22 protein-coding genes are annotated in these 26,965 nt (G+C 66.2%); 9 read left to right on the top strand and 13 right to left on the bottom strand.

Translation table 11 applies throughout. The features are described 5' to 3' along the window. The first annotated feature begins 18 nt into the window (after positions 1-18). Together C5O27_RS20550 and C5O27_RS20555 are read left to right on the top strand one after the other, a co-directional pair. Positions 19-1,110: an IS110 family RNA-guided transposase gene (locus C5O27_RS20550; RefSeq protein WP_044505579.1), complete on the top strand. Its 1,092-nt coding sequence runs from the start codon at positions 19-21 to the stop codon at positions 1,108-1,110. 403 nt (positions 1,111-1,513) lie between these two features. Further along, positions 1,514-2,533, top strand: a complete 1,020-nt coding sequence (locus tag C5O27_RS20555) for an IS481 family transposase (RefSeq protein WP_127963520.1) — start codon at positions 1,514-1,516, stop codon at positions 2,531-2,533. 21 nt (positions 2,534-2,554) lie between these two features. On the opposite strand, the gene nhaA is transcribed toward C5O27_RS20555, so the two are convergent. Then, positions 2,555-3,781 (bottom strand): Na+/H+ antiporter NhaA, encoded by a 1,227-nt coding sequence (gene nhaA / locus C5O27_RS20560; RefSeq protein ID WP_127963521.1) that lies wholly within the window; start codon positions 3,779-3,781, stop codon positions 2,555-2,557. A 223-nt stretch (positions 3,782-4,004) separates the two neighbouring features. On the opposite strand from nhaA, the gene C5O27_RS20565 reads away from it, so the two are divergent. The 3 genes from C5O27_RS20565 (at position 4,005) to C5O27_RS23160 (ending at position 5,967) form a co-directional block, all read left to right on the top strand. After that, entirely contained in the window at positions 4,005-4,676 is a 672-nt protein-coding gene (locus C5O27_RS20565; protein ID WP_425269581.1) for an SAF domain-containing protein, read from the top strand. 175 nt (positions 4,677-4,851) lie between these two features. Continuing rightward, positions 4,852-5,706: a large conductance mechanosensitive channel protein MscL gene (mscL, locus tag C5O27_RS20570; RefSeq protein ID WP_127963522.1), complete on the top strand. Its 855-nt coding sequence runs from the start codon at positions 4,852-4,854 to the stop codon at positions 5,704-5,706. Positions 5,707-5,838: 132 nt separating this feature from the next. Then, the gene (locus C5O27_RS23160) at positions 5,839-5,967 is read left to right on the top strand and encodes a hypothetical protein (RefSeq protein WP_279636558.1); all 129 of its coding nucleotides are present in this window, start codon (positions 5,839-5,841) and stop codon (positions 5,965-5,967) included. A gap of 100 nt (positions 5,968-6,067) precedes the next feature. Here the strand turns inward: C5O27_RS23160 and C5O27_RS20575 are convergent, their stop codons facing one another. From C5O27_RS20575 to C5O27_RS20605, 8 genes are all read right to left on the bottom strand, one after another. Further along, positions 6,068-7,798 carry an ABC transporter ATP-binding protein gene (locus C5O27_RS20575; RefSeq protein ID WP_127963523.1) on the bottom strand — a complete coding sequence of 577 codons (1,731 nt, stop codon included), beginning with the start codon at positions 7,796-7,798 and terminating at the stop codon, positions 6,068-6,070. Positions 7,799-7,986: 188 nt separating this feature from the next. After that, a complete protein-coding gene (locus tag C5O27_RS20580; protein WP_127963524.1) occupies positions 7,987-8,649 on the bottom strand; it encodes an MspA family porin in 663 nt (220 codons plus the stop codon). A 70-nt stretch (positions 8,650-8,719) separates the two neighbouring features. Continuing rightward, positions 8,720-9,373, bottom strand: a complete 654-nt coding sequence (locus tag C5O27_RS20585; RefSeq protein ID WP_127963525.1) for an MspA family porin — start codon at positions 9,371-9,373, stop codon at positions 8,720-8,722. A 390-nt stretch (positions 9,374-9,763) separates the two neighbouring features. Beyond that, a complete protein-coding gene (locus tag C5O27_RS22790; protein ID WP_164905333.1) occupies positions 9,764-9,931 on the bottom strand; it encodes a hypothetical protein in 168 nt (55 codons plus the stop codon). A 134-nt stretch (positions 9,932-10,065) separates the two neighbouring features. Further along, complete coding sequence (locus C5O27_RS20590) at positions 10,066-10,734, bottom strand: MogA/MoaB family molybdenum cofactor biosynthesis protein (protein ID WP_042378606.1); 669 nt, start codon at positions 10,732-10,734, stop codon at positions 10,066-10,068. Between the two features lie 87 nt (positions 10,735-10,821). Continuing rightward, the gene (locus C5O27_RS20595; RefSeq protein ID WP_208651397.1) at positions 10,822-12,267 is read right to left on the bottom strand and encodes a S1C family serine protease; all 1,446 of its coding nucleotides are present in this window, start codon (positions 12,265-12,267) and stop codon (positions 10,822-10,824) included. 171 nt (positions 12,268-12,438) lie between these two features. Beyond that, positions 12,439-13,935 (bottom strand): HAMP domain-containing sensor histidine kinase, encoded by a 1,497-nt coding sequence (locus tag C5O27_RS20600; protein ID WP_127963527.1) that lies wholly within the window; start codon positions 13,933-13,935, stop codon positions 12,439-12,441. Next, positions 13,935-14,621 carry a response regulator transcription factor gene (locus tag C5O27_RS20605; protein ID WP_127963528.1) on the bottom strand — a complete coding sequence of 229 codons (687 nt, stop codon included), beginning with the start codon at positions 14,619-14,621 and terminating at the stop codon, positions 13,935-13,937. Before C5O27_RS20605 ends, C5O27_RS20600 begins: the two co-directional genes overlap by 1 nt. 255 nt (positions 14,622-14,876) lie before the next feature. On the opposite strand from C5O27_RS20605, the gene C5O27_RS20610 reads away from it, so the two are divergent. From C5O27_RS20610 to C5O27_RS20625, 4 genes are all read left to right on the top strand, one after another. After that, positions 14,877-18,959, top strand: a complete 4,083-nt coding sequence (locus C5O27_RS20610; protein ID WP_127963903.1) for a bifunctional nitrate reductase/sulfite reductase flavoprotein subunit alpha — start codon at positions 14,877-14,879, stop codon at positions 18,957-18,959. A gap of 535 nt (positions 18,960-19,494) precedes the next feature. Then, positions 19,495-21,006: an IS21 family transposase gene (gene istA / locus C5O27_RS20615; protein WP_127961568.1), complete on the top strand. Its 1,512-nt coding sequence runs from the start codon at positions 19,495-19,497 to the stop codon at positions 21,004-21,006. Then, positions 21,003-21,791, top strand: coding sequence for an IS21-like element helper ATPase IstB (istB, locus tag C5O27_RS20620; RefSeq protein ID WP_006902471.1), 789 nt, complete (start codon positions 21,003-21,005; stop codon positions 21,789-21,791). Before istA ends, istB begins: the two co-directional genes overlap by 4 nt. A gap of 74 nt (positions 21,792-21,865) precedes the next feature. Further along, positions 21,866-22,087 carry a GIY-YIG nuclease family protein gene (locus C5O27_RS20625; RefSeq protein ID WP_341867524.1) on the top strand — a complete coding sequence of 74 codons (222 nt, stop codon included), beginning with the start codon at positions 21,866-21,868 and terminating at the stop codon, positions 22,085-22,087. Positions 22,088-22,221: 134 nt separating this feature from the next. Here the strand turns inward: C5O27_RS20625 and C5O27_RS20630 are convergent, their stop codons facing one another. The 4 genes from C5O27_RS20630 to C5O27_RS20645 form a co-directional block, all read right to left on the bottom strand. Further along, a complete protein-coding gene (locus C5O27_RS20630; RefSeq protein ID WP_127961867.1) occupies positions 22,222-23,199 on the bottom strand; it encodes an IS481 family transposase in 978 nt (325 codons plus the stop codon). Between the two features lie 532 nt (positions 23,200-23,731). Continuing rightward, positions 23,732-24,052: a Rieske (2Fe-2S) protein gene (locus C5O27_RS20635; protein ID WP_127963529.1), complete on the bottom strand. Its 321-nt coding sequence runs from the start codon at positions 24,050-24,052 to the stop codon at positions 23,732-23,734. Next, a complete protein-coding gene (gene nirB, locus C5O27_RS20640; RefSeq protein WP_127963530.1) occupies positions 24,049-26,550 on the bottom strand; it encodes a nitrite reductase large subunit NirB in 2,502 nt (833 codons plus the stop codon). Before nirB ends, C5O27_RS20635 begins: the two co-directional genes overlap by 4 nt. Continuing rightward, positions 26,550-26,897: a molybdopterin oxidoreductase gene (locus C5O27_RS20645; RefSeq protein WP_127963531.1), complete on the bottom strand. Its 348-nt coding sequence runs from the start codon at positions 26,895-26,897 to the stop codon at positions 26,550-26,552. The genes nirB and C5O27_RS20645 overlap by 1 nt, the downstream gene beginning before the upstream one ends. Between the last annotated feature and the right edge of the window lie 68 nt (positions 26,898-26,965).

Below are 26,965 nucleotides of genomic sequence, written 5' to 3' on the forward strand. Positions count from 1 at the left end.
CATTTGTGGGAGGCCCCGGTGTTTACAGAGCGTACGAGTGTAGGACTCGATGTGCACGCACGATCGATCGTCGCGGCTGCTCTTGACGGCCAAACAAGTGAGCTTCATCAGGCGCGGCTGACGCCGTCGTTTGAGCACGTCAGATCATGGCTGGCGACGTTGCCAGGCCCTGTCGCGGTGGCCTATGAAGCCGGTCCGACCGGCTTCGGGCTGTACCGGGACCTGACCGCGGCAGGGATCCGCTGCGAGGTGGTTGCGCCGAGCAAGCTGCAGCGTCCGGTCGGTGACCGGGTCAAGACCGATGTGCGCGACTCGATTCACCTGGCGAGGTTGCTGCGGCTTGGCGAGACCACTTCGGTGTGCATCCCGACTGTCGCCCAGGAAGCCGCGCGTGATCTGGTCAGGGCCCGCGAGGACTGTCGGGGTGATTTGATGCGGGCACGTCATCGGTTATCGAAGCTGTTGCTGCGTCACGGCCTGGTCTATGACGGTGGGACGGCCTGGACCGGCGCGCATGACCGGTGGTTGCGAACAGTCGCAGCGTCGGCGTTGACCGGGGCGGCCACACGGGTGGCCTTCGATGCCGATTACGAACACGTATTGACGATGAAAGCTCGACGTGACCGTTTGGACGTGGCGATCGTAGCGATGGCCGGTGATAGTGAGTTCACCCCGATCGTGCGGCGGATGTCGTGCCTGCGTGGAGTGAGCACGCTGACCGCGTTCGCGTTGACCGTGGAGATCGGTGATTGGGATCGGTTCACCGGCAACAGCATTGGCTCATTCGTCGGGTTGGTTCCCAGCGAATATTCTTCAGGAATGTCGCGGGTGCAGGGGGCGATCACCAAGACCGGCAACACCCATGCCCGCCGATTGCTCGTCGAAGCAGCCTGGCACCATCGGGCGCGCTATCACGTCGGTGCGGTGATGCGGGAACGCTGGGAACAGGCTCCCGCAGCGGCTCGGGTGCGTGGCGATGAAGGTAACCGTCGCCTCCATCAGCGGTGGGTGAACTTCCTTGACCGCCGGAAACGCCCCGTCATTGCCAACGTCGCCATCGCGCGTGAGTTGGCCGGCTGGTGCTGGTCGTTGGCCGTGATGGACTGCTGACAGCAATTGGCCTGCTTTATGAGCCGATCGGTGGTGACAGCGCGTGGATCGACCCGCGATACAACTATGAGCAAACCCGGTCACGGGTTGACGCTCGACCCTAGACACGCGGTCGCGATCCAGCCGAAACCCCGTCCTGCGGTACCCAATCCGCGAATATCAGTCTGACCGCGCGTCGTGATACGACACGCTCACCACACAGATCGCTCATGAAGCACAGAGGTACCGCCGGGATAGCTTCCCGGCGGTACCTCGCCCTGCGAACTTGACAAACTTCTCTACATATCAGTTGTACTGACCCGGAACGTTAGGTACAGAGTTCGGCGAGTCGACGTGACATAGGGAAGACCTCCGAGTGAGGTGTGGAGCTGTCTAAGAACCGCTCCTCAACCCGGAGGTCTTCATGTCCCACCGTAATTCACCGCTGTCCCCGACTGGCCGGTTGCGTCTGGCTCGGTGTGTTGTGGACGACCGGTGGCCACTGCGCCGCGCAGCTGACCGGTTCAACGTGTCAGTCACCACGGCCAAGCGATGGGCGGATCGCTACCGCGACCACGGGCCGGCCGGAATGGGTGATCGGTCCAGCCGGCCCCGATCGTGTCCGCATCGCACCAGCCGGCGCCGGGAACGCCGGGTCGTCGGGTTACGCGTCTCCCGCCGCTGGGGGCCAGCCCGGATCGGATACCACCTGGGGTTGAACGTCTCCACGGTGCACCGCATCCTCACCCGCTACGGCTGCCTACGACTGTCGTGGATCGACCCGGCAACCGGGGCGCCGGTACGTGCCCGCAGACGCGAGATTCGCCGGTACGAACACCAAGCGCCCGGAGACTTGATCCACGTCGACATCAAAAAGCTCGGCAGAATCCCCGACGGCGGTGGACATCGCGTACACGGCCGCGCCCAGGGCACCCGCAACTCCAGTGCCCACCGCGAGCCTGGACGAACCCGCAAAGTTGCTGGCCGCCCCAACCTGGGGTACGCGTATCTGCATCACGCCGTCGACGACCACTCCCGCTACGCCTACTCCGAGATCCTCGCTGATGAGAAGAAGGAAACCGCGACCGCGTTCATGACTCGGGCGTTGGCGCACTTCGCCTCGATCGGTGTCACCACCGCGCGAGTGATGACCGACAACGGGTCGTGTTACCGGTCCCGAATATTCCGGGACTTGTTGGACGAAAACGGGATTAAGCACAAGTGGACCAGACCGTACCGGCCGCAAACCAACGGCAAGGTCGAACGATTCAACCGGACCCTGCAGGAGGAATGGGCCTACGCCCGTCCCTACCTCAGTGAAACCGAACGCGTCGCGGCCTTCCCCGAGTTCCTTCGCATCTACAATCACGAACGCGGCCACACCGCACTCCGAGGCAACTCACCCGCCGACCGCGTACCCAACCTGTCGGGTCAGTACATCTAGTCGCGGAACAGGCCCCGAGACCTAACCGCCGATGACATCCCGGTTGGTGTCCGGGATGTTGTCGCGGTTCATGTCCGCGTCGCGTGCCTGGCGTGCATCCCAGCGCAACAGGGCCGCGGCGAGTGCCGCCGAGACGACCGAGCCGACGAGGATCGCCGCCTTGGCGGCCGCGGCATGGTCGTCGGCCCCTCCCTCGAAGCTGAGTTCGGCGATGAGGAGAGCCACGGTGAAACCGACGCCGGTGAGCATGCCGATCGGCAGCAGGTCGCGTAGTCCGATGGCGTCGGGAAGTCGAAGGGGCGTGAACTTCGTCATCAGCCACGTCGATCCCAGGACGCCGACGAGTTTGCCGACGACGAGTCCGAACACGATGCCGACCGACACGGGCTGCACGATGGAACCCTCGCCGCCGATCACGGTGACGCCGGCGGCCGCGAACGCGAAGACCGGAAGCGCAATCGCCGCCGAGTACGGACGCACCGCCTCGTCGAGCCGTTCCGTACGGGGGATCTTCTCACCGTGGATCGCGACGGCGGGTACGACGAAGCCGAGCAGGACGCCCGCGACGGTGGCGTGCACGCCGGATGCGTGCATCAGGGCCCAGGCGACGACGCCGACCGGGATGAACAGCGGCCAGAGCCGCCACGAGCCACGCACCAGGACGCCGAACACCGCGACCACGACGAGTGCGCCGCCGAGCATGACGAAGTCGATCTCGTCGGTGTAGAAGGTCGCGATCACCACGATGCCGAGCAGGTCGTCGACGACGGCCAGCGTGAGCAGGAACGTCCGCAACGGCAGCGGGAGGCCGCGACCGAAGATCGCGAGGACGGCGAGCGCGAAGGCTATGTCGGTGGCGGTCGGGATCGCCCAACCGCGGAGACCTTCGGGGTCGCCGAGGGCGACGACGACCACGTAGAAGAGTGCGGGGGTGACCATTCCGCCCACTGCCGCAGCGATCGGCACCCCGGCGAGCTTCAGATCGCGGAGACCGCCGGCCACGAACTCGTGTTTGAGCTCCACACCGACCACGAAGAAGAAGATCGCCAGCAATCCGTCCGACGCCCAGTGCGCCAGCGAAAGATTCAGATGCAAGAAATCGGGTCCGACCTCGGTGTGCAGCACTGACGCGTAGCTCTCCCGCCACGGCGAGTTGGCCCAGACGACGGCGATGGCCGCGGTGATGAGCAACAGCACGCCGCTGGTGGTGTCGAGTGCGGCCCACTGCCGAAGGCGGTCGCGTGTCATGGAGCTCCTCTGTCCGCGGGCACACGTATGCCCACATCACGCCGCCCGTGACCGGGCAGCGGCCGACCAGACTTCCCGGCACACCATTGATTTCGTTCCCAGGTCACCCTATCGGAGGCCACTTGCGGTGGCGGACTGTGGACAGTGCGGCCCCGACCGTCGGACAGTCCACAACAGGACCGCAACTCCGTGTTCGGGGTGGTCACCGCCCTACCGTCCACACATGCCTCCCACTCGGATGTCGCTGCCGCGCGACCGACTCGGCCCACGCCTCCGCGACCGGCTCGCCTCCGCCGCACGCCCCGGGTGGACGCGCACGCTGGCGGTCCGACGCCTCGTCGCGGCAGCACTGGTCGTCACGGCCGCCGTGATCGCCCTCGCCGGAACCCGAGCCGACGGCGAGTTCGAGGTGCTCGTCGCGGCGCACGATCTGCTGCCCGGTCAGGTGGTCGCCGCTGACGACCTGACGCGCCGGCTCGTCGAGGGGGGCACCGTTCCCGCCGGCGCGATCTCCGATGCCGCGCTCGCAACCGGGCGCACCGTCACCGGTCGCGTACGTGCCGGCGAGATGCTCACCGACACGCGGTTGCTGTCGTCGCGCCTGCCGGCCGACCTGACCGGGGTCGGCGACGCCCGCCTCGTGCCGGTCCGGTTGTCCGACGAGGCCGTCACGTCGTTGCTCAGGCCCGGAGACGTGGTCGACGTCCTGACCGACTCCGCGGATGTCCTCGCTCGACGCGCCGTCGTGGCGATGCACACGGGCCAGACCTCGCCGACCGGGATCTCCGCTGGCCGCAGCACGGTGGCACCGGTTCTTCTCGCGATGGACGTCGCCGCGGCGCATCGCGTCGCGGCTGCCGGGCTGGAGTCATCGCTGGCGGTGGTCCTGCACTGAATCAGACAAACCCCAGCATTCAGCTGCGACACTCCGGCCGATTCAAGGCAAATGGATCGGATCGTTCACGATCGTGGATAGGGTAATACGAGTTTGCACAGCAAATGTCGGATTTGCACCGACTGAGACCAATTCATTGAAACAAGAGCGGAAGACCAAGGAGAGGCCGCACACCGTGCTCAAGGGATTCAAGGACTTCATACTCAAGGGCAACGTCGTCGAGCTGGCTACCGCAGTCATCATCGGTGCGGCCTTCACCGCGATCGTGACCGCGTTCACCGACGGCATCGTCCAGCCGATCATCAACGCCATCCCGGTCGGCTCGGATGCCGCCCAGGGACTCGGATTCCAGATCACCGACAAGGCCTCGACGTTCGTCGACATCGGCAGTGTGATCACCGCCGTCATCAACTTCCTGATCATCGCGGCGGTGGTGTACTTCATCATCATCCTGCCGTACAACAAGCTCGCGGAGCTGGGCGGCTTCGGCAAGAAGGCGGAGGTCACCGAGGTCGCGCTGCTGACCGAGATCCGCGATCTGCTCGATCCGGAGGGGACGTCGAAGGCCAAGGCCGAGGCGGAGAGCGACCTGCCGCCGCATCTGTCCGAGCCGGGTGCGCCGGCCGGCGAGGCGTACGCACCCCAGTCGGGGCCGCTCGCGCCATACGAGTCTCCGTCGGGCGCCGGTACGACGCAGCGCATCTCGGCTCCCCCGCAGTCGGGCGGCCAGCCGTCCCAGCAGGGTCCGTCCCAGCCGGGCCCCTCGCAGTCGGGACCGCAGGCGTCGCCGCTGTTCGGCTCTCCGCAGGGTCAGCCCGGCGGTCCAGGAGGCCAGCCGTACCCGACGCCGCAGCCGGCTCCGGGCAACTACCCGCCGCCCGGTAACTACCCGCCTCCGGGCAACTACCCGCCGCCCGGTTCCCAGTTCCCGGGCGAGCAGTACCCGGGCGACCAATACCCGGGCGAGCAGTACCCGGGTGAACAGTTCCCGGGTGACGGTCCGGACGCTCCGGGACGCCACTCGCGCTGAGTTCCCAGGAGGCTGACAGCGCGCACCATTCGTATCCCAAGTGTGCGCTCCTACTTTGGGATTCGTCGCACAGAGAGGTTGCGACCCGCCGGGGATGACACCCGGTGCGAATCTCGACATGAGGATGGACGAATGCCGAACAAGCCCCAGAACCACAAGCCGCAGCAGCCCAACGGCGGACGGCCCGGCGCTCAGCAGCGCAAGCAGCCGCCGCGTCCCAAGGCCCGTCCCCAGCGGCTCCCGTGGTTCTTCGGTAGCTGACACATCGACAACGAGCCCCTGCCGCCTCGCGCGGCAGGGGCTCGTTGCGTTTCCCCGGATGACTGGTCGAGTCGGCAGCAACGCCCGCTCGAGAGCCGGCTCAGGCGGACCGGCCAGTAGCGTGAAATCGTCCGTCGCGCAGCTCGATCCGTCGGTTCGCGATCGCCAGGACACGCGGATCGTGGGTGATCATCACGGTCGTGCGGGACGACGCCAACCTCGCGAGCGGTTCCAGCACCTCGTCAACGGTCTCGGCATCCAGTCCGGTGGTCGGTTCGTCGAGGATCAGCAGTGGCGCGTCTCGTAAGAAGGCTCGGGCCAACGCGATTCGCTGTTGCTGCCCACCGGAGAGGTTGTCCCCGCGTTCGACGACCTCGGCGTCGAAGCCACCGGGGAGTCGCTCGATGAACGGTGTCGCACCGGCCAGATCCGCGGCAGCGACGATGTGTTCCCGCGCGACGTCCGTGCGCCCGAACGCTATGTTCTCGGCGATCGAACCGCTCATCAGCGCCGGTCGCTGATGGAGTACCGACATGTGAGCGCGCAGGGTCGGGGTGGACATGGTTCGGATGTCGTTGCCGTTGAGGAGGATCGATCCCGAGTCCGGGTCGTAGAAGCGCAGCAGCAGGTACGTCAAGGTGCTCTTGCCGGCTCCACTCGGCCCGGTGACGGCGACGAGGTCACCGGCGCCGATCTCCAGGTGCACGTCATCGAGCACCGTTGCGCTCGACTCCGGGTACGCGAACGACAAACCGTCCAGGGTCACTTTCACCGTGTGCGCCACCGGTCCCGGCTGCGTTTCCTGCCCGTCCGAGGTCTCTGCCACCCCGACGGGGGCGTCGAGCACCTGGGCGACGCGTTCGGCGCTCGCGGTGGCCGCAGTGACGTCGACGACGAGTCCGCCCAGCGTCTGGATCTGCGGGTACAGGTAGCCGAGATAGCCGGTCAGCGCGATGAGGGTGCCCAGTTCCGCTGTGCCGGCTGATATCTGCCAGGCACCGAGGACGATCACCGCGATCATGCACAGCACCTCGACGACGGTGACCGCCTCGGAGAAGGCGGCGTCGGCACGGATCTCCGACATCCGGGCATCGCGCCATCGTCGACTCTGCCGCCCCATTCTGCGCCGGTCTCGATCGAGCTGACCTGCGGCCTGGATGGCGGGCGCATTGGCGACGCCCTCGGCGACCAGGGAACTGATCCGGCCGGCCGACGATCGTTCGCGGCGCGACGCACGCTTGACGATGACGCCGAAACGGCGGGCGATCAGCCACAGCAGGGGTGCGAGGATCGCGGCAGCCAGGGCGAGCTGCCACTGGGTCACGAAAGCCGCGACGGCATAGACGATCAGGCTCACGACGGCGACGGCGGCGGTGACGACCCCGGAGGACAGCAGACTGTCGACCGCTTCCACGTCGGCGGTGTTGCGGGACACGAGATCTCCGGTGCCGAACCGGTGTCGCGCGTGCGGTGCGAGTCGTTGCGTGTGCAGGTACGACCGGTCGCGCAGCCGGAGCAGGAGTTCTTCGGTGACCCCGCCGGTCAGCACCGCTCCCCCATACGATCCCGCCGCCCCGGTGAGCACCGCCGCGATCCAGAGGATCATCGGGTCGAGTAGGGCATGGAGGTCGCCGGTGACGAGGACGTTGTCGACTACGTGCGCGAACACCGCGACGGTCACGACTGTGGTCGCAACGTGCACCAGGTAGCAGAGGATAGCGACGACGAGTCGCCACCTCAGCCCCGAGAGCAGCGGACCGAAGCGCCGCATGGCCGCGCCCAGTGACAACGAGTCCGGTTGTTCCATCAACGCCTCTCCCAGCGACGGCATCCTCACCGCCGAGCCCGAGGCTAGCGCGCATTGCTTGGGAAACCCCCTGCGCGGGGGCCGATCACAGGACCCTCACAGAACATCGGCAGCCGTCGGACAGCGGATTACGGCCCACGAAAAAACACCGCGGGGCGGGAATCCGGATCGGATTCCCACCCCGCGGTGGAGTTGCTGTGTCAGCGAGTCGATCAGCCGAGGCTGAACGGCTTGCCGTTGAGCACGACGACGCCCTTGACGGCGTCGGTGCTGACCGTCACCTGAACGAAGGCGCGAGCTGCAGCGTAGCCAGCGCAGCTCTCGACCTTGAACTGCTCCTGACTGTAGGCGACGCCACCCTTGTTGCCCTTGAAGGTGTATCCATTAAGCTCATAGTCGGTATACGACTTGTTGGTGCCGGAGGTCTCGTTGATCAACCACACGCGGTTGACCTGGCCCGGCCCTAGAGAGAGACTTCCCGAGGTTGTCACTCCCGTTGACGCTCCGTCGACAGTGTCATTCCCGAGCTCTCCGTCCGCGCCCACACCGCCACCACCGAAGTGCACCTGGCAGCCGACGTCGTAACCAACCTTGACAGACCCACCCGCAGCCTTACCGCCGACCGTGACCCGAACCTTGCCGGACAGCCACACTTCTCGGGTAGTCGGGACGTTGCTGATCGGACGCTGAACGTTGACGAACTCGTCGAACAGCTGGACCGTAACGGGAGTCCCGTCGACCAGGGTCTTGGAGATCTTACCCCCGGGCAGAGGACCTGCGGTGGCACCACCAGCAGCCAAGCTGGTCAGCCCCATCGCGACGGCGCCGGTGACTCCGGCAGCCGCAACCACGCGACGCGTGATGTTCTTCTTCATGATTCCCCTTCGTGGAATATCAATCTGCGCTCGGCAGATAAGTCAGGAAGTGCTAGTTATCTGCGCCCGGTCAGTTGATGGTGAAGGGCTTGCCGTAGAGGGTGGACTGGACGAGGGTGCCTTCACCGCTCAGAGAGCCGTCGTCGGTGCTGTACCCCTTGGCGCCGATCACCTTCGCGACCGAACGGGCCGACGCAAAACCACCGCAGTTATTCAGGTAGAACGATGTCTGCGACAGCTGGATAGCCGCGACGCCCGAATCAGAAAAATCCTTGTCGGTGATGTCAACGAGTGCCACCTGACCCGGGGCGAGGCCCAGACTGATTCCGCCGCTGAGTCCGCCAGTCAAGCTGTCCGCGTCGAGTCCAAGGGAGCCACCAAGCGCAAGGTCGATCCCACCGACGTCTACCTGGCAGCCGATAAGGTATTTGACCGCGAGCTTGCCGTCAACGCCCTTCGAGGCCTTCGCCGTGTAGGTTCCGGAAAGCACGAACCCGCGGGAAGCAGCGTTGTTGGCGACGGTGGCAATGGGGTAGGCGTTCTCGCCAGTGCGCCACGTCTGGATGGACTCGCCCTCGATGCCCGAGGCCTTCTTGTATCCGTTGGCCAGCTTTCCTGCTGCCGCATCACCGGCGCCCATGCCGGCCAGGCCCACGACCGCGGCCGAGGCGATCGCGACGGCGCCCGCGGCGCGGCGCAGCCCAAGCTTGCTGAACTTGCTCATTCGTTCCCTCTCACAGGATTCGGCTGTTACCCCGCGGAATGTATTCACATCCGCAAGTCATGACCCTCGGCGTCGATGGTTTCCACACAGTTACCACTAAGCAAACTCTTACGCATGTCTTAGCGGACGTTAAGAATCCATCGAATTCCTGGTCACTGCTGCGTTGTCACTCGCGACAGATCGCAGGACTTCACTCAGCCCCCGACTCTGGGCGCCGAGCGTTGTCGTCGCGAACGTTATCGGAGGGGTCTCAGAACGGGCAACAGCTGGACTCAGGCGTGTCACAAACCGGACACGCAGCATCACAAATATCGAATACGCGATCTATCGACGGACGAAAGTTAACGACAGATAAACACCCTGATGCGGCTATGTGCAAGTTCTCGCATTTCACTCGTAATGAGGCGGGCGCTGGGCCTCGAACCAATCCTGAGAGTGGCCTTTGTGATCTTCGCCACACTCATCCTTGGTGACGTCCGGCAGGTCGTCACCGAAGACGGAATCGAGCTTCGCACGCCGGGGAGCACGATGGGCAGCAGCGTCATCGCTGCTGCTCATCGAGTGTTTTCCGGGGCTTCCGGAGTCATCCGTCATCGAAGGGAACGCCTATTTCCGGTCGGTCGACAGTCCTTGTCGAAGCCGAGATCCTTAGCGCTGCTGAGGTTTATGGCTGTATGTGGCGGCCGACACCCTCAGAATTCGCTGATGGACTCGATCACATACTTCGCGAGGGGGGTGGCGGTCGCCATTCCATCGCGCACCGCGGCGCGGGAATTGGCCAGATTGACAACCAGGGTCTGCCCGGAGATTCCGGCCAGCCCGCGCGAAAGTCCACCGTCGGTCGCCCCGGCGGCGAGCCCGGAGCTACGGATCGCTTCCTCGATGCCGCGCAGCCGGCGGTCGAGCAGCGGCTCGGTGGCCTCCGGGGTCACGTCGCGGGCGCCGACGCCCACACCGCCCACCGACACCACCAGGTCGACGCCACCGATCACCGCGGTGTTCAGAGCGTTCCTAATCTCCACCTCGTCGCCGGATACGACGACGGCGGCGTCGACGTGGAATCCCGCCTCGGCGAGCAGTTCGCCGACGAGCGGCCCGAGCAGGCGCTGGTCTTCACCGTGCGCGGCCTCGTCGTCGACGACGACGACCAGTGCCCGGCCGATCTCCTCGCCCTGCGGGCGGTGCGCGGCCTGTTCGTGGCGCGCGACGAACTCGCGCGCCGCGGCGTCGGCGGCCACCACGTCGGCCGGATCGACCTGACCCGGACCACCCGCGAGACGAACGTCCAGTGACTGCCCTTCTTCTACGGTGTCGCCGGAGACGGCGGTGCTTCCGGGAACGGTGGATCCGGCGTCAGACATGGCAGGCCCTTCTCTCTCGTCTCGGACCGTCCGATGGACGGTCGTGCGGGGCTGTGTAGTTGTGCGTGGTCGCGGCGGCGCCGCGTGTCACTTCGCCTCGAGCGTGCCCAGCTTGACCTGTGCGGTCTTGCTGTTCCCGCCGTCGGTGTAGGTCACCGTGACCGTGTCCCCCGGCGCGTGGGACCGGATTGCCGCCACCAGCGCGTCTCCCGACGCGATCGGACGGTCGTCGACCTTCGTGATGACCGCGTTCTTCGGGATACCCGCGCCCGCCGCAGGTCCACCCGGGGTCACATCGGTGACGACGGCGCCGGGCGCGTCGGAGTCACCGCTCGGGCGCACGGACACACCGATGTTGGCGTGGCTGGCCTTGCCCGTGGACTCGAGCTGCTTGGCCACGCGGATCGCCTGGTCGATGGGGATCGCGAACCCGAGTCCGATGCTGCCACCGGCCTGTTGCTCGCCTCCACCGAGGGTGGCGATGGCGGTGTTGATGCCGATCAGCGCTCCCCTGGCGTTCACCAGCGCACCGCCCGAGTTGCCGGGATTGATCGCGGCGTCGGTCTGGATCGCGTCGATCACCGACGTGGTGTTGGTGCCCGGATCGCGGGAGGTCAGGACAGGTCGGTTGAGGGCACTGATGATGCCCGTGGTGACCGTCCCGGCGAGTCCGAGCGGCGAACCGATGGCGATGACGTCCTGTCCGACCGCCAGGTTGTTCGAGTTGCCGACCGTGACCGCGGTCAGATCGTTCCGGTCGACCTTGATGACCGCGATGTCGGAGATCGGGTCGGCGCCGAGCACCCGAGCCTGTGCGCGCGAACCGTCGGAGAAGTTCACCGCGACCTTGGCGGCGGGGGCGTTGCCGCCGGCGCTCACGACGTGGTTGTTGGTCATGATGACGCCGTCCTCGCTGAGGACGACACCCGATCCCGAACCCATGGCGCCGGCCGAGGCGACCTCGATGGAGACGACCGACGGGAGCACCCGGGAAGCCACCTCCTGGACCGAGCCGGCCGGGGCCTCGACGGGCTTGCTGTTGCCGTTCGCGTTGGGGTCGCCGCCGAGCGGACCACTGCTCGTGCTGATCGACGACCCGTCGGAGCCGTCGGCCAGCGTGTAGCCGATCGCACCGCCCGCACCGCCGGCGACCAGAGCCACCACCAGGGCGCCCGCGCCGAGTGCGGCCAGGCGTCCACCGCCGCCCTTCTTCCCGGGGGCCTGGGGCGGCAGTTCCCCACCGGGGCCGCCGAACGCCGGCCGCGCACCGGTCTGCGGTCCGAACGCGGCCGGACCGGGCTGCGAGTAGGCACCCGCGCCGGGACCGCCGTACGGACCCTGCGACGGAAGAGGACTGGTTCCCGAGGTTCCGTACCCCGATGTGGGTGCGTTGTTGCCGCCGAAACCGGGCTGGCCGCCCTGCGCGGGGAACGCTCCCGAGGCCGGCCCGGGGTGACCCTGGGGGCGCGCCTCGTGCTGACCCTGCCGGCCACCTCCGTACGGACCGCCACCTTGCGAACCGCCAGTCGTCATCTTCGTCTCTTCCTCGTCGTCTGACCGGCACAGCGCCGGCACGCTTCGTTCCCGAACAGCGCCTTCGGTCAACCCTAGGGGATCGATCACCAGGTCACACCGGGTAACCACACAGCTGTCGGTGATGTGGACGACGGCCGTCGTGCCCCGCCGATGCACGGCGCTTCATCCTTATTGACGAATCACTTGCGGAGATGGTTCCGCAGGAGTTGCCCGGCCCGGCAAAGTCATCCGGATGAGTGCACCGCCACGCGGCGAGGTGTCGGCGACGACCGTGCCGCCGTGACGCTCGACGACCTGCCGCACGATCGCCAGTCCGAGACCGGAACCCGGCATCGACCGCGACTGTGTCGAACGATAGAAGCGTTCGAAGACGAGACCGCGGTCCTCCTCGGGGATTCCGGGACCGGAGTCGGCGACGGTCAGCTGCGCGGTGGACATCCCCGTCTGTGTCAGCGCGACGGCCACCGAGGTGCCCGGCGGACTCCACTTCGCCGCGTTGTCCAGCACATTCAGTACCGCGCGGGACAGTCCGTGCTGCTCGCCGAAGATGTACCAGGGCGCGACGTCGAGTTCGAATTCGACGTCGTTGCGGCGGCGTCGGACGCGCTCGAGGGCCTGCTCGACGATCTCGGCGAGGTCGACCTCCTCGTAGACCACCTCGGGCGCATCCTCCCGGGCCAGGTCGACGAGATCGCCCACCAGCGTCGACAATTCCTCGATCTGGGCCATCACGTCGGCACGCAGGTCGACCATGTCCTGTTCGGGAACGGCCGGTGCCCCCGGCCTGCTCGCCGCGATCAGGAGTTCGAGGTTGGTACGCAAGGAGGTCAACGGAGTTCGCAGTTCGTGACCGGCATCGGCGACGAGACGTGCCTGGCGGTCCCTGGATTCGGCGAGTGCCCGGAGCATCGCGTTGAAACTCGCGGTGAGTTTGGCCAATTCGTCGTTCCCGGTCACCGGGATAGGGGTCAGGTCATTCGTTCGCGCGACCCGTTCGACGGCCCGGTTGAGCCGGGCCACCGGTCTCAGTCCCGCCCGTCCGACCGTCGTGCCGGCCAGGGCCGCCAAAGCCACTCCGCCGCAACCGACCACGAGCAGGACCCAGGCCAGGCGTTTGAGCACGCGGTCGGTCTGGATGAGGCTCTGAGCCAGGACGAGGGTGTTGCCGTCGTCGAGTTTGCGCGTCAGCACCCGCTGGTTGCGCGTGGTGCGCAGACTCTGCGGATTGGTCCCGGGAACCGATGGTGCGCGGACGATCTCGCGTTCGGGGTCCTCGAACGGGACCTGCCCGATGAGGTATGTCTGACCGCTCGGCGTCACCAATGCCACCGAGATGTTGGTGGAGAACACCGTTCCCGCGACCAGCTGCTCGGGTTGGCTGCGCAGCACACCGGCACGCGCGAGGGCGGCCATGCCGTCGGCACGACTCTCCAACTGCTGGTCGACCTCGTTGTACATCGCCCGGTACACCACGAAGTAGGCGGCCGCGGCCATCAGACTGACCGACACCAGCACAACGGTCGCCGACAGGATGGTGACCCGCGAACGTAGGGACACCGCCCGCGTCAAAGGCATCGGCGCCCGCATCTCCTTCTCCCCGGACGCTCCGGAGCCACCGGCGAGTACGCGCGTGAGCTGCTCGCGCAACCGCGAGAACGACGCCACTAGGGCGGGGTCTCCCGGAGCACGTATCCGACGCCGCGCACGGTGTGGATGAGTCGCGACTCCCCGTCGGCCTCGGTCTTGCGGCGCAGGTAACCGACGTACACCTCGAGGGCGTTGCCCGAGGTCGGGAAGTCGTATCCCCAGACCTCCTCGAGGATGCGGCTGCGGGACAGCACGCGGCGCGGGTTGGCCATCAGCATCTCGAGCAGCGCGAACTCGGTGCGAGTGAGGCTGATCGGCCGCTCGCCGCGGGTTACGTCGCGCGTCACCGGGTCGAGGGAGAGGTCGGCGAAGGTGAGCGTCTCCGAGTCCGCGTCGTCGTCGGGTGCGGCCCGCCGCAACAGCGCCCGCAGCCGTGCGAGCAACTCTTCGAGCGCGAACGGCTTGGGCAGGTAGTCGTCGGCGCCGGCGTCGAGTCCCGAGACCCGCTCGGAGACCGAGTCGCGGGCGGTCAGGACCAGGATCGGCAGGTCGTCACCGGCGGAGCGGAGTCGGCGGCACACCTCGAGGCCGTCGAGGCGCGGCATCATGACGTCGAGGATGACGACGTCGGGTCGATCGGCGAGGATCTTCTCGAGTGCCTCGATGCCGTCGCCCGCGGTCTCGACGCTGTATCCGTTGAAGGTGAGCGACCGTCGCAACGACTCCCGGACCGCCCGGTCGTCGTCAACCACGAGGATGCGCATGGCATACAGTCTTATCCACCTCGGCTGAGATCCGCCTGAGCAACGCCGCAAACGGAACCATCCGGTCTCGGAATTGCGCGCGACCTGCGGTTTCATCTACGTTCACACCACTGGCGATCCACTGTGAGATCAAGTTGATAGCCGCGTAACGCCGGCCTTCGGGTTGCGAAACATCCGACTTCGACGCTGGAGAACGTGACCGCCTCCCCCACCACGCACCCCGTCATGTCCCCATCGGCCATGTCGCGGTCGGTGATGTCACTGTGCGCCTACTGCGGCGTCGGCTGCGGCATGGAGATGCGGATAGACGAGTCCGGCGGTCTCACCAAGACCGTCGGACGCGCCGACCACCCCACGAACTTCGGACGGTTGTGCACCAAAGGGTCGACCACCGCCGACATGCTCGCCTCCGGTGGCCGGCTCGACGCTCCCCTCGTCCGTGACGACCGGGGCGGCCGGTTGCATCGCGGCGACCTCGACACCGTCATCACCGACACCGCGCGACGGCTGCGCGCCATCGTCGACGAACACGGTCCCGACGCCGTGGCGCTGTACGTCTCCGGCCAGATGTCGCTCGAGGCCCAGTACCTGTCGAACAAACTCGCCAAGGGTTTCATCGGCACCAACCAGATCGAGTCCAACTCGCGGCTGTGCATGGCCAGCGCAGGAACGGGCTACAAGCTGTCGCTGGGGTCCGACGGTCCGCCCGGGTCCTACCAGGACTTCGACCATGCGGACGTCTTCCTCGTCATCGGCTCGAATATGGCCGACTGCCACCCGATCCTGTTCCTGCGGATGATGGACCGGGTCAAGGCGGGTGCGAAGCTGATCGTCGTCGACCCGCGACGGACCGCGACCGCCGACAAGGCCGACTTGTTCCTGCAGATCGAGTCCGGCACCGACCTCGCGTTCCTCAACGGGCTCCTGCATCTGCTGATCTCCGACGGTCACACCGATGACGAGTTCATCGCGTCGTTCACCGACGGGTTCGAACAGATCCCGGAGTTCGCTGCGCAGTATCCGCCCGAGGTGGTCGAGTCCATCACCGGCATCCCTGCCGACGACCTGCGCGCCGCGGCCACGATGATCGGCGAGGCCGGCAATTGGATGAGTTGCTGGACAATGGGTCTCAACCAGTCGACCCACGGCACCTGGAACACCAACGCGCTCATCAACCTCCACCTCGCGACGGGCGCGATCTGCCGACTCGGCAGCGGACCGTTCTCCCTGACCGGGCAGCCGAACGCGATGGGCGGCCGCGAGATGGGTTACATGGGACCGGGTTTGCCCGGTCAGCGGTCCGTGCTGTCCGAGGCGGACCGAACATTCGTGGAGACCGCGTGGGGCATACCGGCAGGCACGCTGCGCACCGATGTCGGCGGCGGAACCATCGACATGTTTCGTAGGATGGCCGACGGCGACATCAAGGCCTGCTGGATCATCTGCACCAATCCCGTTGCCTCGGTGGGCAATCGCAAGACCGTCATCGAAGGGCTCGAACGTGCCGACCTCGTGATCACGCAGGACGCCTTCGCCGAGACGGAGACCAATCAGTATGCCGACGTGGTGCTGCCGGCGTCGTTGTGGTCGGAATCGACCGGCATCATGGTGAATTCGGAGCGGAACCTCACGCTGTTCGAACCCGCGCTGAGCGCACCCGGGCAGGCGATCCCCGACTGGGAGATCATCGCGCGCATCGCATCGGAAATGGGGTATGCGCACGCGTTCACCTATTCCAGTACCGAGGAGATCTTCTCCGAGATCAAGCAGTTCGCGAATCCGGACACCGGTTACGACCTGCGCGGGGTGACCTATGACGGCCTGCGTCGGACGCCGATGCAGTGGCCGTGCCCGCCCGCCGCCGACGATCTCGTCGAAGACGGTGCGCGCAACCCGATCCGGTATCTGAACGACGGCCGGAGTCAGACATTGCATCGTCTCGACGACGGGACGGTGCCGCGACTGGCGTTCGCCACGCCCACGCGCCGCGCCCAGTTCTTCGCGCGCCCGCACCTCGACGCGGAAGAACTGCCGGACAACGACTATCCGTTCCTGCTCAACACCGGTCGGCTGCCGCATCAGTGGCACACGATGACCAAGACCGGCCGGGTCGCCAAGCTGAACAAACTCAACCCGGAGCCGTTCGTCGAACTCCATCCGGAGGATGCCGAACGACTCGGCATCGGCGCGAAGGACAAGGTCGAGGTGGCGTCGCGTCGGGGTCGAGCGGTGTTGCCCGCCAGGGTCTCCGACCGGGTGCGTCCCGGGAACTGTTTCGTGCCGTTCCACTGGAACGACGTCTTCGGCGAGCACCTCTCCATCAACGCGGTCACCTCGGATGCGGTGGACCCGCTGTCGCAGCAGCCGGAGCTGAAGGTGTGTGCCGTGACGTTGACCAGGGTCGCCGGGTCGCCGTCGGCGGTGCTTCCAGTCACCGGTTCGTCCGGGTTGGCTGTCGCACTGGGAGTTTCGGAAGTCAGCGCGCCGGAGCTGTCACCGGCGGAGCAGCTGTATCTGGCGGGCCTGGCCGCGGGTGTTCCCGCTGCGCCGTCGGGGGTTCCGTCGGTTCCGGCCGATGCGCCACTGCGGGCCGAGGTTCGGCTGTGGGTGTCGGGCCTGCTGGCCGGGATGTTCTCGCGGACCGATGCCGCCCCGCCGAGCGCGGGGTCAACGGACACGGTCGAGTCGACCAGCACGATCACCGTGTTGTGGGCGTCGCAGATGGGCAATGCCGAAGAACTGGCCACCGAGACCGCCGAGCGGATGAAGGCGAACGGCCTCCGGGTCGACGCGAAGTCGATGGACGAGGTCGAGGTCGGCGAGTTGCGTGGCACCGCGCTGTTCGTCACGTCCACCACCGGCGACGGCGATCCGCCGGACAACGGTTCGGCGTTCTGGGATGCGCTGAACGGTGCCGAGGCACCGGACCTTTCCGGCGTCGACTACGCGGTGCTCGCCCTCGGCGACTCGAACTACGACGACTTCTGCGGCCACGGACGCAAACTCGACGAACGGATCGGCGAGCTCGGCGGTCGTCGGATCGTCGACCGGGTCGATTGCGAACCCGACTTCGAGGAGACGGCCGGCGGCTGGCTCAACGAGATCATCCGCGCGATCAGCATCGGCAACCGCGCACCCACGTCCGGCGTGACCGACGAACGCGTCACCGTGGTCAGCGAACCCGCGGACTCCGCGGCCGCCCCGTCGGTGCGGACCGCACCTGCCTACTCCCGCAAGAAGCCACTGGTCACCTCGCTGGTACGCAACGTGAAGCTGAACGCCGAAGGCTCGCAGAAGGATGTACGCAACTTCGGGTTCCGGCTGCCCGCGGACACCCTGACCTATCAGGCCGGCGACGCGCTCGGCGTGTGGCCGTTGAACAATCCGACTCTCATCGAGGAGTTTCTCGACCGGACCGGTCTCGACGGCGCGCACACCGTGACGGTGGGCGGCGACGCCATGCCCCTGAAACTGGCGCTGCGCGAACGACTCGAGTTCGCGCGGGTGACGCCCGATCTGGTGCGGTTCGTCGGGGAGCGTTCGGGTTCCGACGACCTGCAAACCCTCGTCGCGGCGGGCAACAAGTCGGCGTTCAACGACTGGTCCTGGGGTCGTCAGTCGGTGGATGTCCTTGCTGAGCACCCGATCCACGCCGACGTCGACGAATGGCTCACGATCCTCAAACCGCTGGTCCCGCGGTCGTATTCGATCTCATCGAGCCCACGGGAAAGCCCCGACGAGGTGCAGCTGACCGTGAATGCGGTGCGCTACAACCGGTGCGGTATCCAGCGCGGCGGCGTGTGTTCGACCTTCCTCGCCGACCACGCCGAGGACACCGAGGTCGGGGTCTTCGTCACCTCTACCACGCACTTCCGGCCGCCCGCCGATCCCGACACCCCGATGATCATGATCGGGCCAGGCACCGGCATCGCCCCGTTCCGCGGCTTCCTCCGCGAGCGGGAGGCGTTGGGCCACAACGGCAAGAACTGGTTGTTCTTCGGCGAACAGTATTCGGCCACCGACTTCTACTATCGCGACGAGCTGACGACGATGCTCGGCGACGGCCTGCTGACCCGCCTCGACGTCGCCTTCTCCCGCGACCAGGACCGCAAGATCTACGTCCAGGACCGCATGGTCGAACACGGCGAAGAGCTCTACCAGTGGCTGCACGACGGCGCCCACGTCTACGTCTGCGGTGACGCGTCCCGGATGGCCAAGGACGTCGACGCGACACTGAAAGGCATTGTCGCGCAGCATGGTCGCCGCTCCCCCGCGAGCGCCGAGGCCTACGTCAAGGCCCTGGCCGCCGACAAGCGGTACGTGCGGGACGTCTACTGACGCTCTCGCTTCTGAGATGCAGAAAGCCCACCCACCCCGCTCCATGAAGTGCGAGGAGCGCAAGCGACGACCCCCCACCCCGCTCCCTGACGTGCGAGGAGCGTAAGCGACCGACCCCGCTCCCTGACGTGCGAGGAGCGTAAGCGACCGACCCCGCTCCCTGAGGTGCGAGGAGCGTAAGCGACCGACCCCGCTCCCTGAGGTGCGAGGAGCGTAAGCGACCGACCCCGCTCCCTGAGGTGCGAGGAGCGTAAGCGACGAGCCACGAAGGGCTCGCAACCCAAGAATGCACAGTGACAACACCGTCGCGACAACCGTCCACAGCGTCCGTTCAGCGCGCCGATCGGAACAGTTCGGTACCGCATGATCGCTGTCCATGGCCATGAGAAAGTCCCCACTGGTGGCCAGGTCGAGGTCCCCGCTGGTGGCCAGATAAAAGTCCCCACCCTGTGTTCGTCGTGTCGACCCGGAACTGAGGGCCCAGGCGATGACGGTGAAGGTGCCAACCGATCACTGTCACCGCCTGGGAGTTCCATTGAAGTCTGCGAAGGACCGTATGGACATCATTTCTGCTTACCGAGAACTCGGAAGCTATCGCGCCGCCGCCGAGGTGTGCGGCACCACCCACAAGACCGTCAAGCGTGTGGTCGACCGGTTCGAGGCCGACGATCAACCACCAGATCGCATGGTACGGGCCCGCAACTACGACACCGTTGCCGAGCTGGTCGCTGAGCGAGTCGAGCGGTCGCGCGGCCGGATCACCGCGAAACGTCTGCTATCAGTAGCGCGAGCGGCGGGTTATGCAGGCTCGGCCCGCAACTTCCGTCGTCTCGTCGCTCAGGAGAAAACACAGTGGCGCCGTGACCATCATCGTGGGCGTCGCCCGGCAGTGTGGGCTCCGGGTGACTACCTGGTCATCGATTGGGCCGTGATCGGCGGGCTACACATGTTCTGCGCGGTGTTGGCGTTCTCACGCTGGCGGTTCGTTCGGTTCGCCACCAACGAAACATCCACCACCACACTCGGATTCATCGCCGAGGCGTTGGAAGAGATCGGTGGAGTACCCAACAAGGTACTCGCTGATCGGATGGGCTGCCTCAAAGGTGGGGTCGTCGCCAACGTCGTCGTACCGACCCCCACGTATGTGCGGTTTGCCACCCACTACGGGTTCGCCCCGGACTTCTGTCACGGCGCCGATCCGGAATCGAAAGGGATCGTGGAAAACCTGTGCGGGTACGCGCAGTCGGATCTGGCGCAACCGTTGTGGACCGAAGCCAAGATCGCCGCAGGTCGTGACGACGTGCAGCTGGATGTGCACGCAGCGAACCGGGCCGCGCGGGACTGGTGTGTCGAGGTCAACACCCGCCGCCACAGCGACACACTGTGCGTGCCTGCTGAGCAACTCGATGTGGAACGAGAAGTGCTGTCGAAGTTGCCATCTCTGCGGGCCCAAGTCGGTCCACCGCCGGTCACCCGTAAGGTCGATCGCCTCTCGTGTATCCGGTACGCCTCGGCCCGCTACTCGGTACCCAACCGGCTCATCGGCACCACCGTGACCCTCATCCAGGACGGTGAGCGGCTCCTGATCGCCGAACCCGCCTCCGGTGAGATGGTTGCCGAACATCTGCTGGCCGCACCCGGAGAGGTCGTCCTCAACGACGACCACTACGGGGGGCCACGCACACCGCCCAGTCGTGCACCACGACCCAAAACTGCGGTGGAGAAACAGTTCTGCGCTCTCGGTGAGGTTGCTGAGCAGTTCCTGGTCGGTGCCGCGGCGATCGGCAACACCCGCCTGGGCGGTGAACTCGATGACATCCTCGGCCTGGTCACCTCCCACGGCCATCAACAGGTGCTCACCGCTCTGACCAGGGCGGTGGCGTTCCGACGGTTCAAGGCCGCCGATGTGCGTTCGATCCTCGATGCCGGAGCCGGCACCCCCAACCCGCGACCGGCCGGCACAGCACTGCTCGGGCATCTGCCTACCGCGCCCACCCGCTCGCTGGATGCCTACAAGCTCGGCGCCGGCGACAAGGAGGTGTCATGACCACCACAACATCGACATCAGTTGCACCCCAAACAGTGCCGCCACTACCGGCCGACCTCGACCACGCGCTACGCCGATTGAAACTGGCCTCGATCCGCCGCACCGCACCCGAGGTGCTGCTCACCGCGAAAACTCAGCGGTGGACACCCGAAGAAGTACTGCGGACCCTGGTCGAAGCCGAGATCGCCGCTCGTGATGCCTCCAACATCCGCAACCGACTCAAAGCTGCCGGGTTCCCGCTCACCAAAACCCTGGAATCGTTCGACGTGGCCGCATCGTCCATCCCGGCCAACACCTTCGAATACCTGTCCTCGCTGGAATGGGTTCGGGCCCAACACAACCTGGCCTTGATCGGCCCAGCCGGGACTGGCAAGAGTCACACCCTGATCGGGCTGGGGATCGCCGCAGTGCACGCCGGACACAAAGTGCGGTACTTCACCGCCGCCGACCTCGTGGAGACCCTGTATCGCGGGCTGGCCGACAACACCGTCGGCAAAACCATCGACACCCTGCTGCGCCAAGATCTGCTCATCCTCGACGAGATCGGATTCGCCCCGCTCGACGACACCGGCACCCAACTGCTATTCAGGCTCGTCGCCGGCGCCTACGAACGCCGCTCTCTCGCGATCGCCAGTCACTGGCCCTTCGAACAATGGGGACGCTTCCTGCCCGAACACACCACCGCCGCCAGCATCCTCGACCGACTCCTACACCACGCCACCATCGTCATCACCGACGGCGACTCCTACCGCATGACACACCGAACGGAGGTACCACCCACCTAAAACATCCCGCACAGGGTGGGGACTTTTACCTGGCCACCAGCGGGGACATCAAACTGGCCGTTGACAATCGCCCCATGGCATGGGTCTACCTCCTCGAGTGCTCTGACGGCTCGTACTACGTGGGCAGCACCCGCGATCTCGCGAAACGACTTCGCGAGCACAGCACCACTCAGACCGGGTACACGTCGCAACGACGACCTTTTCGCCTGGCCTGGTCCGCGGAACTCGACCTCGCCGACGCCTACCGAATCGAGCGACGGATTATGGCTGGTCCCGCGCGAAGAAAAGGGCGTTGATCGACGGCGAGATCGACCATCTGAAGGTGCTGGCGAAGCGACCGGGTGTGCAGAAACGCCGCGCCTCTGGTGGTGCCACCTGATCCTGGGGTGACGGCGCGGAGTCGAGGTCGCCACCCCTTCGTGGCTCGTCGCTAACTGTAAGACCCGGGCAGGTTGTGAACGTGTAGGCGTTCGATCGGGGTGAGTCCGCCGATGCCGGTGTGGGCTCGGTGGTGATTGTAGTGGTGTAGCCAGTCGTCGTAGGTGGCTGCGCGGGCGGTTTCTGAGCTGTAGAACTCGGCGTAGGCCCATTCCGAGGCCAGGGTGCGGTTGAATCGTTCGACCTTGCCGTTGGTTTGCGGGCGGTAGGGACGGGTCTTCTTGTGCTTGATCTCGGCGCCGAGGGATTCTGCGAAAACCTTTGAGCGGTAACAGGCGCCGTTGTCGGTCATCACTCGTCTCACAGTGATCCCATGTTGGCTGAAGAAGGCGTTGGCGCGGTCCCAGAACTGCGCGGCGGTCTCTTTGCGTTCGTCGGTGAGGATCTCGGAGTATGCCAGCCGGGAATGGTCATCGACGGCGTGGTGCAGATATGCGTACCCCGGGCGGTGTTTCTTGTTGTGCCGGTTGCCGATCGTGCGCCCGAGTTTGCGGTGGCCGCCGCCTTCGGGGATGCGGCCGAGTTTCTTGATGTCGATGTGGATCAGGTCGCCGGGAGCGTCGTGTTCGTAGCGTCGTGGCGGTGTCCGGCGTACCGGAAGCCCGGTGGCCTGGTCGAGGTGACGCAACAGCGGCATCCGATACCGGCGCAACACCGCCTCGACGGTCGATTTTGCTAGCCGCAGGTGCGCAGCGATTCGTGCAGCGCCCCAGCGACGCAGGAACCGCAACTTGATGATTCGACGTTCCCGGCGCACAGGGAGCTGATGGGGTGACCGGTAGGGGCGGCTGGACCGATCTGCCATGCCGGCCTCACCGGTCTGCCGGTAGCGGTCGGCCCACTTCTTGGCCGTGGCCGGTGAGCAGTTGAACCGTTCGGCGGCCCGTCGTAGAGGCCAGTTCTTATCGACGACGCACTGAGCCAGGGCCAGACGGCCACGTTCGGTGAGGAAGGCATTACGGTGGGTCATGAGGGCCTCTTGGTGATCGGCGTGTGTGTGGTAACCACATCGATACCGGAGGCCCTCACCTGTTGACCGGCACCACGCCGTTCACAACCTCCCCAAGAGTTACAGCTAACGCTCCTCACACCTCAGGGAGCAAGGCCGGCTCGTCGCTCACGCTCCTCACACCTCAGGGAGCAAGGTCGGCTCGTCGCTCACGATCCTCACACCTGAAGTACCCGCGGCCGGTGAACCGGCCGTCGTGAGGGTCGAAAGGGTCCGCTCCCTGAGAAGCGCCCGGATCCCGACTGCCGAACCTCAACTCGACCGGCAGACGTCGATCGAAGTCTGCCGGTCGGGTTGAAGTCGACCGGTAGTTAGGTGGGCGACGGTGTCTCACCAGGCCTTCGCGGCTCGTCGACTTCGATACGCTCCTCCGTCGCTACTCAGCCCGGCGGCTTGTGCTCCTCGCACCTCAGGCATCGGACCTGGGTGCGTCACGCTCTTTCGGATCAGGGAGCAAGGTCGGCTCATCGCGCACGCTCCGCCCAAGCCGCCCTCAGAGCCAGACGACGATATCGCCGCCGCGTGCCTCGACGCGGTACACCGTCACCGACCCGATGCCCTCCGACGTGCACGCGCCGTCGGCGAAGTCGAAGGCGTTTTGGTGGAGCGGGCAGACGATCTTGGAGGCGTCGAACTGACCGTCGGCCAACGGCCCTCCCCGATGCGGGCAGACGGCTCCCGTTGCACGCAACGTGCCGTCGGTCATGCGGAACACGGCGATCTGCCTGCCGTCGACGGCGTAGGCGCGGCTCTCGCCCAGCGCGAGGTCGGCGACGGCCCCGATGACAACTCCGGGTTCGGCGATGCTGGTCATCGCACCGGCACCTGCGGCAACGGGAGCAAGGGCAGAGCAGGAGTGAACTGCGCCGGCGACTTCGGTTCAGCGCGGTCGAGCCAGGGGTCGACGTAGGCGGCGACCGCCTCGTCGATGCGCTCCTGCAACCCCGCGACCAGACCGTCACGGTCGTCGACGACGATTGCGCGCAGTTCCTCGATTCCGATGCGCGGTACGAACGCGTACGTCCGCTCGAGCCATTTGCCCTGTTCGCGGTAGTACTGGATGAAGATGCCGCACAGCCGGATCACCTCGTCGGGCGAATCCACGGTCGCGAGCAGGTCGCCCTTGCGGATGTGCGCTCCGGCGGCTCCGCCAACGTAGATCTCCCACTTGCCGTCGCCGATCGCGACCACACCGAAGTCCTTGCACAGCGCCTCGGCACAGTTGCGCGGGCAACCGGTCACGGCGAGTTTGAGTTTCGCCGGCGACTCCAAACCCTGGTAACGGGTCTCGATGTCGATACCGAGCTGCGTCGAGTCGCCGAGACCGAAACGGCAGTAATCGGTTCCGACGCAGGTTTTCACGGTGCGGAAGGACTTGCCGTAGGCGTACCCCGACGGCATGCCGAGGTCCTCCCACACCTTGGGGAGGTCTTCCTTCTTGACGCCGAGGAGGTCGAGTCGCTGGCCGCCGGTCGCCTTGATCATCGGGATCGAGTACTTCTCCGCGACGTCGGCGATCTTGCGCAACTGCTCCGGTGAGGTCACCCCGCCCTTCATCTGCGGCACCACCGAGAACGTGCCGTCGCGCTGGATGTTAGCGTGCACACGGTCGTTGACGAACAACGCACCGGGCTCACGCTTCCAGTCCGATCCCCAGATGATCCGCAGCAGCGAGGCCAGCGGCATCTTCGCGGTCGCGTCCTCCCCTTCTGGGGCCAGCTTTTCGAAGACCTCGCTGACCGACCGCAGGTTCTGCCGCCGGATCGCGTCGATGAGTTCGGGTTTGGTGAGCGGGATCGCCGGAACGTACCAGTCGGCCGAGGCGTCAGAAGTCAGTGCATCGCCGGCGGCGTACTCGACGATGTCGGCGACGAGACCCTTGCACGACCCACATCCCCTTCCCGCCCGGGTCTTCGCGCACACCTCGCCGACGCTCGTGCAGCCCGACGCCACGCAACTCATGATGTCGCCCTTGGTGACTCCGTTGCAGTTGCAGACCTGGACGTCGTCGGCGAGTTCGGCCGCACCGGTCTCCGCGCTCGGCGTCCCCAGGTCGAACAGCATCGAGATGCGCTCGTCCGGCAACGGCACCTTCTCGTCGAAGGCCTGGGTGAGGAAGTTGGCCTTGGAGATGTCGCCGAGCAGCATCGCGCCGATCAGCTTGTTGTCGCGGACCACCACGCTCTTGTAGATGCCGCTACGCGGTTCGTAGAACTGGACGAACTCGTCGTCGTCGCGCTCCGGACCCTTGACGCCCATCGCCGCGACGTCGACCCCGGCGACCTTGAGCTTCGTGGTCAACCGCGAACCGTGGTACTCGGCTCGAGGATTCGCGCCGGTCAGCACGTCGGCGAGGACCACTGCCTGCTCCCACAGCGGCGCAACGAGTCCGTACACCTCGCTGCGATGTTGGGCACACTCCCCCACCGCATAGATGAATGCCTCGTCCTCACAACGCATCTGATCGTCGACGACGATCCCGCGTTCGACGACGAGCCCGGCTCCGCGCGCGATCTCTACGTTCGGCCGGATGCCGGCGGTCACCACGATCATGTCGGCGGGCAGCGAATCACCGTCGGTGAAGCCGACTCCCGCGACAGTCCCGTCGTCGTTGCGCAGCACCGACGTCGTCCGCTTGCCGGTGTGGACACCCACGCCCAGAGACTCGATCTTGTTGCGCAGCACGCGCCCACCGCGCTCGTCGAGCTGCTGGTTCATCAGGTGCCCGGGCGAGTGCACGACGTCGACGGCCACTCCCTGCGTCTGCAGGCCGTAAGCGGCCTCGAGACCGAGCAGGCCGCCGCCGATCACGACGGCGCGCATGTGATCACGCGAGGTCGCCATCTGCAGCATGCCGTTGGTGTCCTCGATGGTCCGGAAGCCGAACACACCGCGGGCGAGCTTGCCGTCGGGTTCGCGCAGGCCATCCATGTTCGGGAAGAACGTGTGGGAGCCGGTCGCGATGACGAGGACGTCGAAGTCGATGGACCGGCCCGACGCGCATGTCACCGTCTTGGCGAACCGGTCGATGGATTCGGCACGGTCGCCGGCGTACAGGGTGACGCCGTGCTCGCGGTACCAGGCCATCGGGTTCAGCATCAGGTCGTCGTCGTCGACCGTGGCCTCACCGGCCAGCACATGGCTGAGCATGATGCGGTTGTAGTTGCCGTACGGCTCGTCGCCGACCATCGTGACGTCGAACTGGTCAGCGCCACCGCGTTCGAGGATCTCCTCGACCGTGCGCGCGCCGGCCATACCGTTTCCGACGACAACCAGGCGTCGTCGTTCCTGCAGGTCCTGAGAGCCCGCCATCAGAAGACGACCATCCCGAAGTCGACCACGACCTCGCCGCTCGCGCCCTCGGGGGCCGCGATCACGAGTTCGAGTGTCGTGTCGGGGTCGACGTCCTCGACCACCCGCAGCGGTACGTTGACCGCCGACCGCGCCCCCATCGGGAACATCCGCATCGGCGTCCCGTCGCGCATCAGCGTCACGCAGACCAACTCGCCGGAACTGTTACCCCCGCGAAAGTACAACGGCTGGGCCGTCATTCCCGACGGCACCACGAACGTCAACGACGGGTCGATGGGCCCGGACTTGGACAGGCCTGCTCCCGCGAACGGAAAGACGCCCTGCAGGAAGTGCGGAGTACTCGACATGCCGCCACTATCCGCGCGGCGCGTGAAATGCGACTTGCCTCGGTGTTACGGCGACGTTGTCTGGTTCT

This window comes from Gordonia alkanivorans, from assembly GCF_004011905.1.
Lineage (GTDB): Bacteria > Actinomycetota > Actinomycetes > Mycobacteriales > Mycobacteriaceae > Gordonia > Gordonia alkanivorans.

What these genes read in the sequence shown, in the direction of transcription:
- C5O27_RS20555 (WP_127963520.1), top strand. Translation starts at nt 1,514, where the DNA reads ATGTCCCACCGTAATTCACCGCTGTCCCCGACTGGCCGGTTGCGTCTG.
- nhaA (WP_127963521.1), bottom strand. Translation starts at nt 3,781, where the DNA reads ATGACACGCGACCGCCTTCGGCAGTGGGCCGCACTCGACACCACCAGC.
- C5O27_RS20565 (WP_425269581.1), top strand. Translation starts at nt 4,005, where the DNA reads ATGCCTCCCACTCGGATGTCGCTGCCGCGCGACCGACTCGGCCCACGC.
- C5O27_RS23160 (WP_279636558.1), top strand. Translation starts at nt 5,839, where the DNA reads ATGCCGAACAAGCCCCAGAACCACAAGCCGCAGCAGCCCAACGGCGGA.
- C5O27_RS20575 (WP_127963523.1), bottom strand. Translation starts at nt 7,798, where the DNA reads ATGCCGTCGCTGGGAGAGGCGTTGATGGAACAACCGGACTCGTTGTCA.
- C5O27_RS20580 (WP_127963524.1), bottom strand. Translation starts at nt 8,649, where the DNA reads ATGAAGAAGAACATCACGCGTCGCGTGGTTGCGGCTGCCGGAGTCACC.
- C5O27_RS20585 (WP_127963525.1), bottom strand. Translation starts at nt 9,373, where the DNA reads ATGAGCAAGTTCAGCAAGCTTGGGCTGCGCCGCGCCGCGGGCGCCGTC.
- C5O27_RS22790 (WP_164905333.1), bottom strand. Translation starts at nt 9,931, where the DNA reads ATGAGCAGCAGCGATGACGCTGCTGCCCATCGTGCTCCCCGGCGTGCG.
- C5O27_RS20590 (WP_042378606.1), bottom strand. Translation starts at nt 10,734, where the DNA reads ATGTCTGACGCCGGATCCACCGTTCCCGGAAGCACCGCCGTCTCCGGC.
- C5O27_RS20595 (WP_208651397.1), bottom strand. Translation starts at nt 12,267, where the DNA reads ATGACGACTGGCGGTTCGCAAGGTGGCGGTCCGTACGGAGGTGGCCGG.
- C5O27_RS20605 (WP_127963528.1), bottom strand. Translation starts at nt 14,621, where the DNA reads ATGCGCATCCTCGTGGTTGACGACGACCGGGCGGTCCGGGAGTCGTTG.
- C5O27_RS20610 (WP_127963903.1), top strand. Translation starts at nt 14,877, where the DNA reads ATGTCACTGTGCGCCTACTGCGGCGTCGGCTGCGGCATGGAGATGCGG.
- istB (WP_006902471.1), top strand. Translation starts at nt 21,003, where the DNA reads ATGACCACCACAACATCGACATCAGTTGCACCCCAAACAGTGCCGCCA.
- C5O27_RS20625 (WP_341867524.1), top strand. Translation starts at nt 21,866, where the DNA reads ATGGCATGGGTCTACCTCCTCGAGTGCTCTGACGGCTCGTACTACGTG.
- C5O27_RS20630 (WP_127961867.1), bottom strand. Translation starts at nt 23,199, where the DNA reads ATGACCCACCGTAATGCCTTCCTCACCGAACGTGGCCGTCTGGCCCTG.
- C5O27_RS20635 (WP_127963529.1), bottom strand. Translation starts at nt 24,052, where the DNA reads ATGACCAGCATCGCCGAACCCGGAGTTGTCATCGGGGCCGTCGCCGAC.
- nirB (WP_127963530.1), bottom strand. Translation starts at nt 26,550, where the DNA reads ATGGCGGGCTCTCAGGACCTGCAGGAACGACGACGCCTGGTTGTCGTC.
- C5O27_RS20645 (WP_127963531.1), bottom strand. Translation starts at nt 26,897, where the DNA reads ATGTCGAGTACTCCGCACTTCCTGCAGGGCGTCTTTCCGTTCGCGGGA.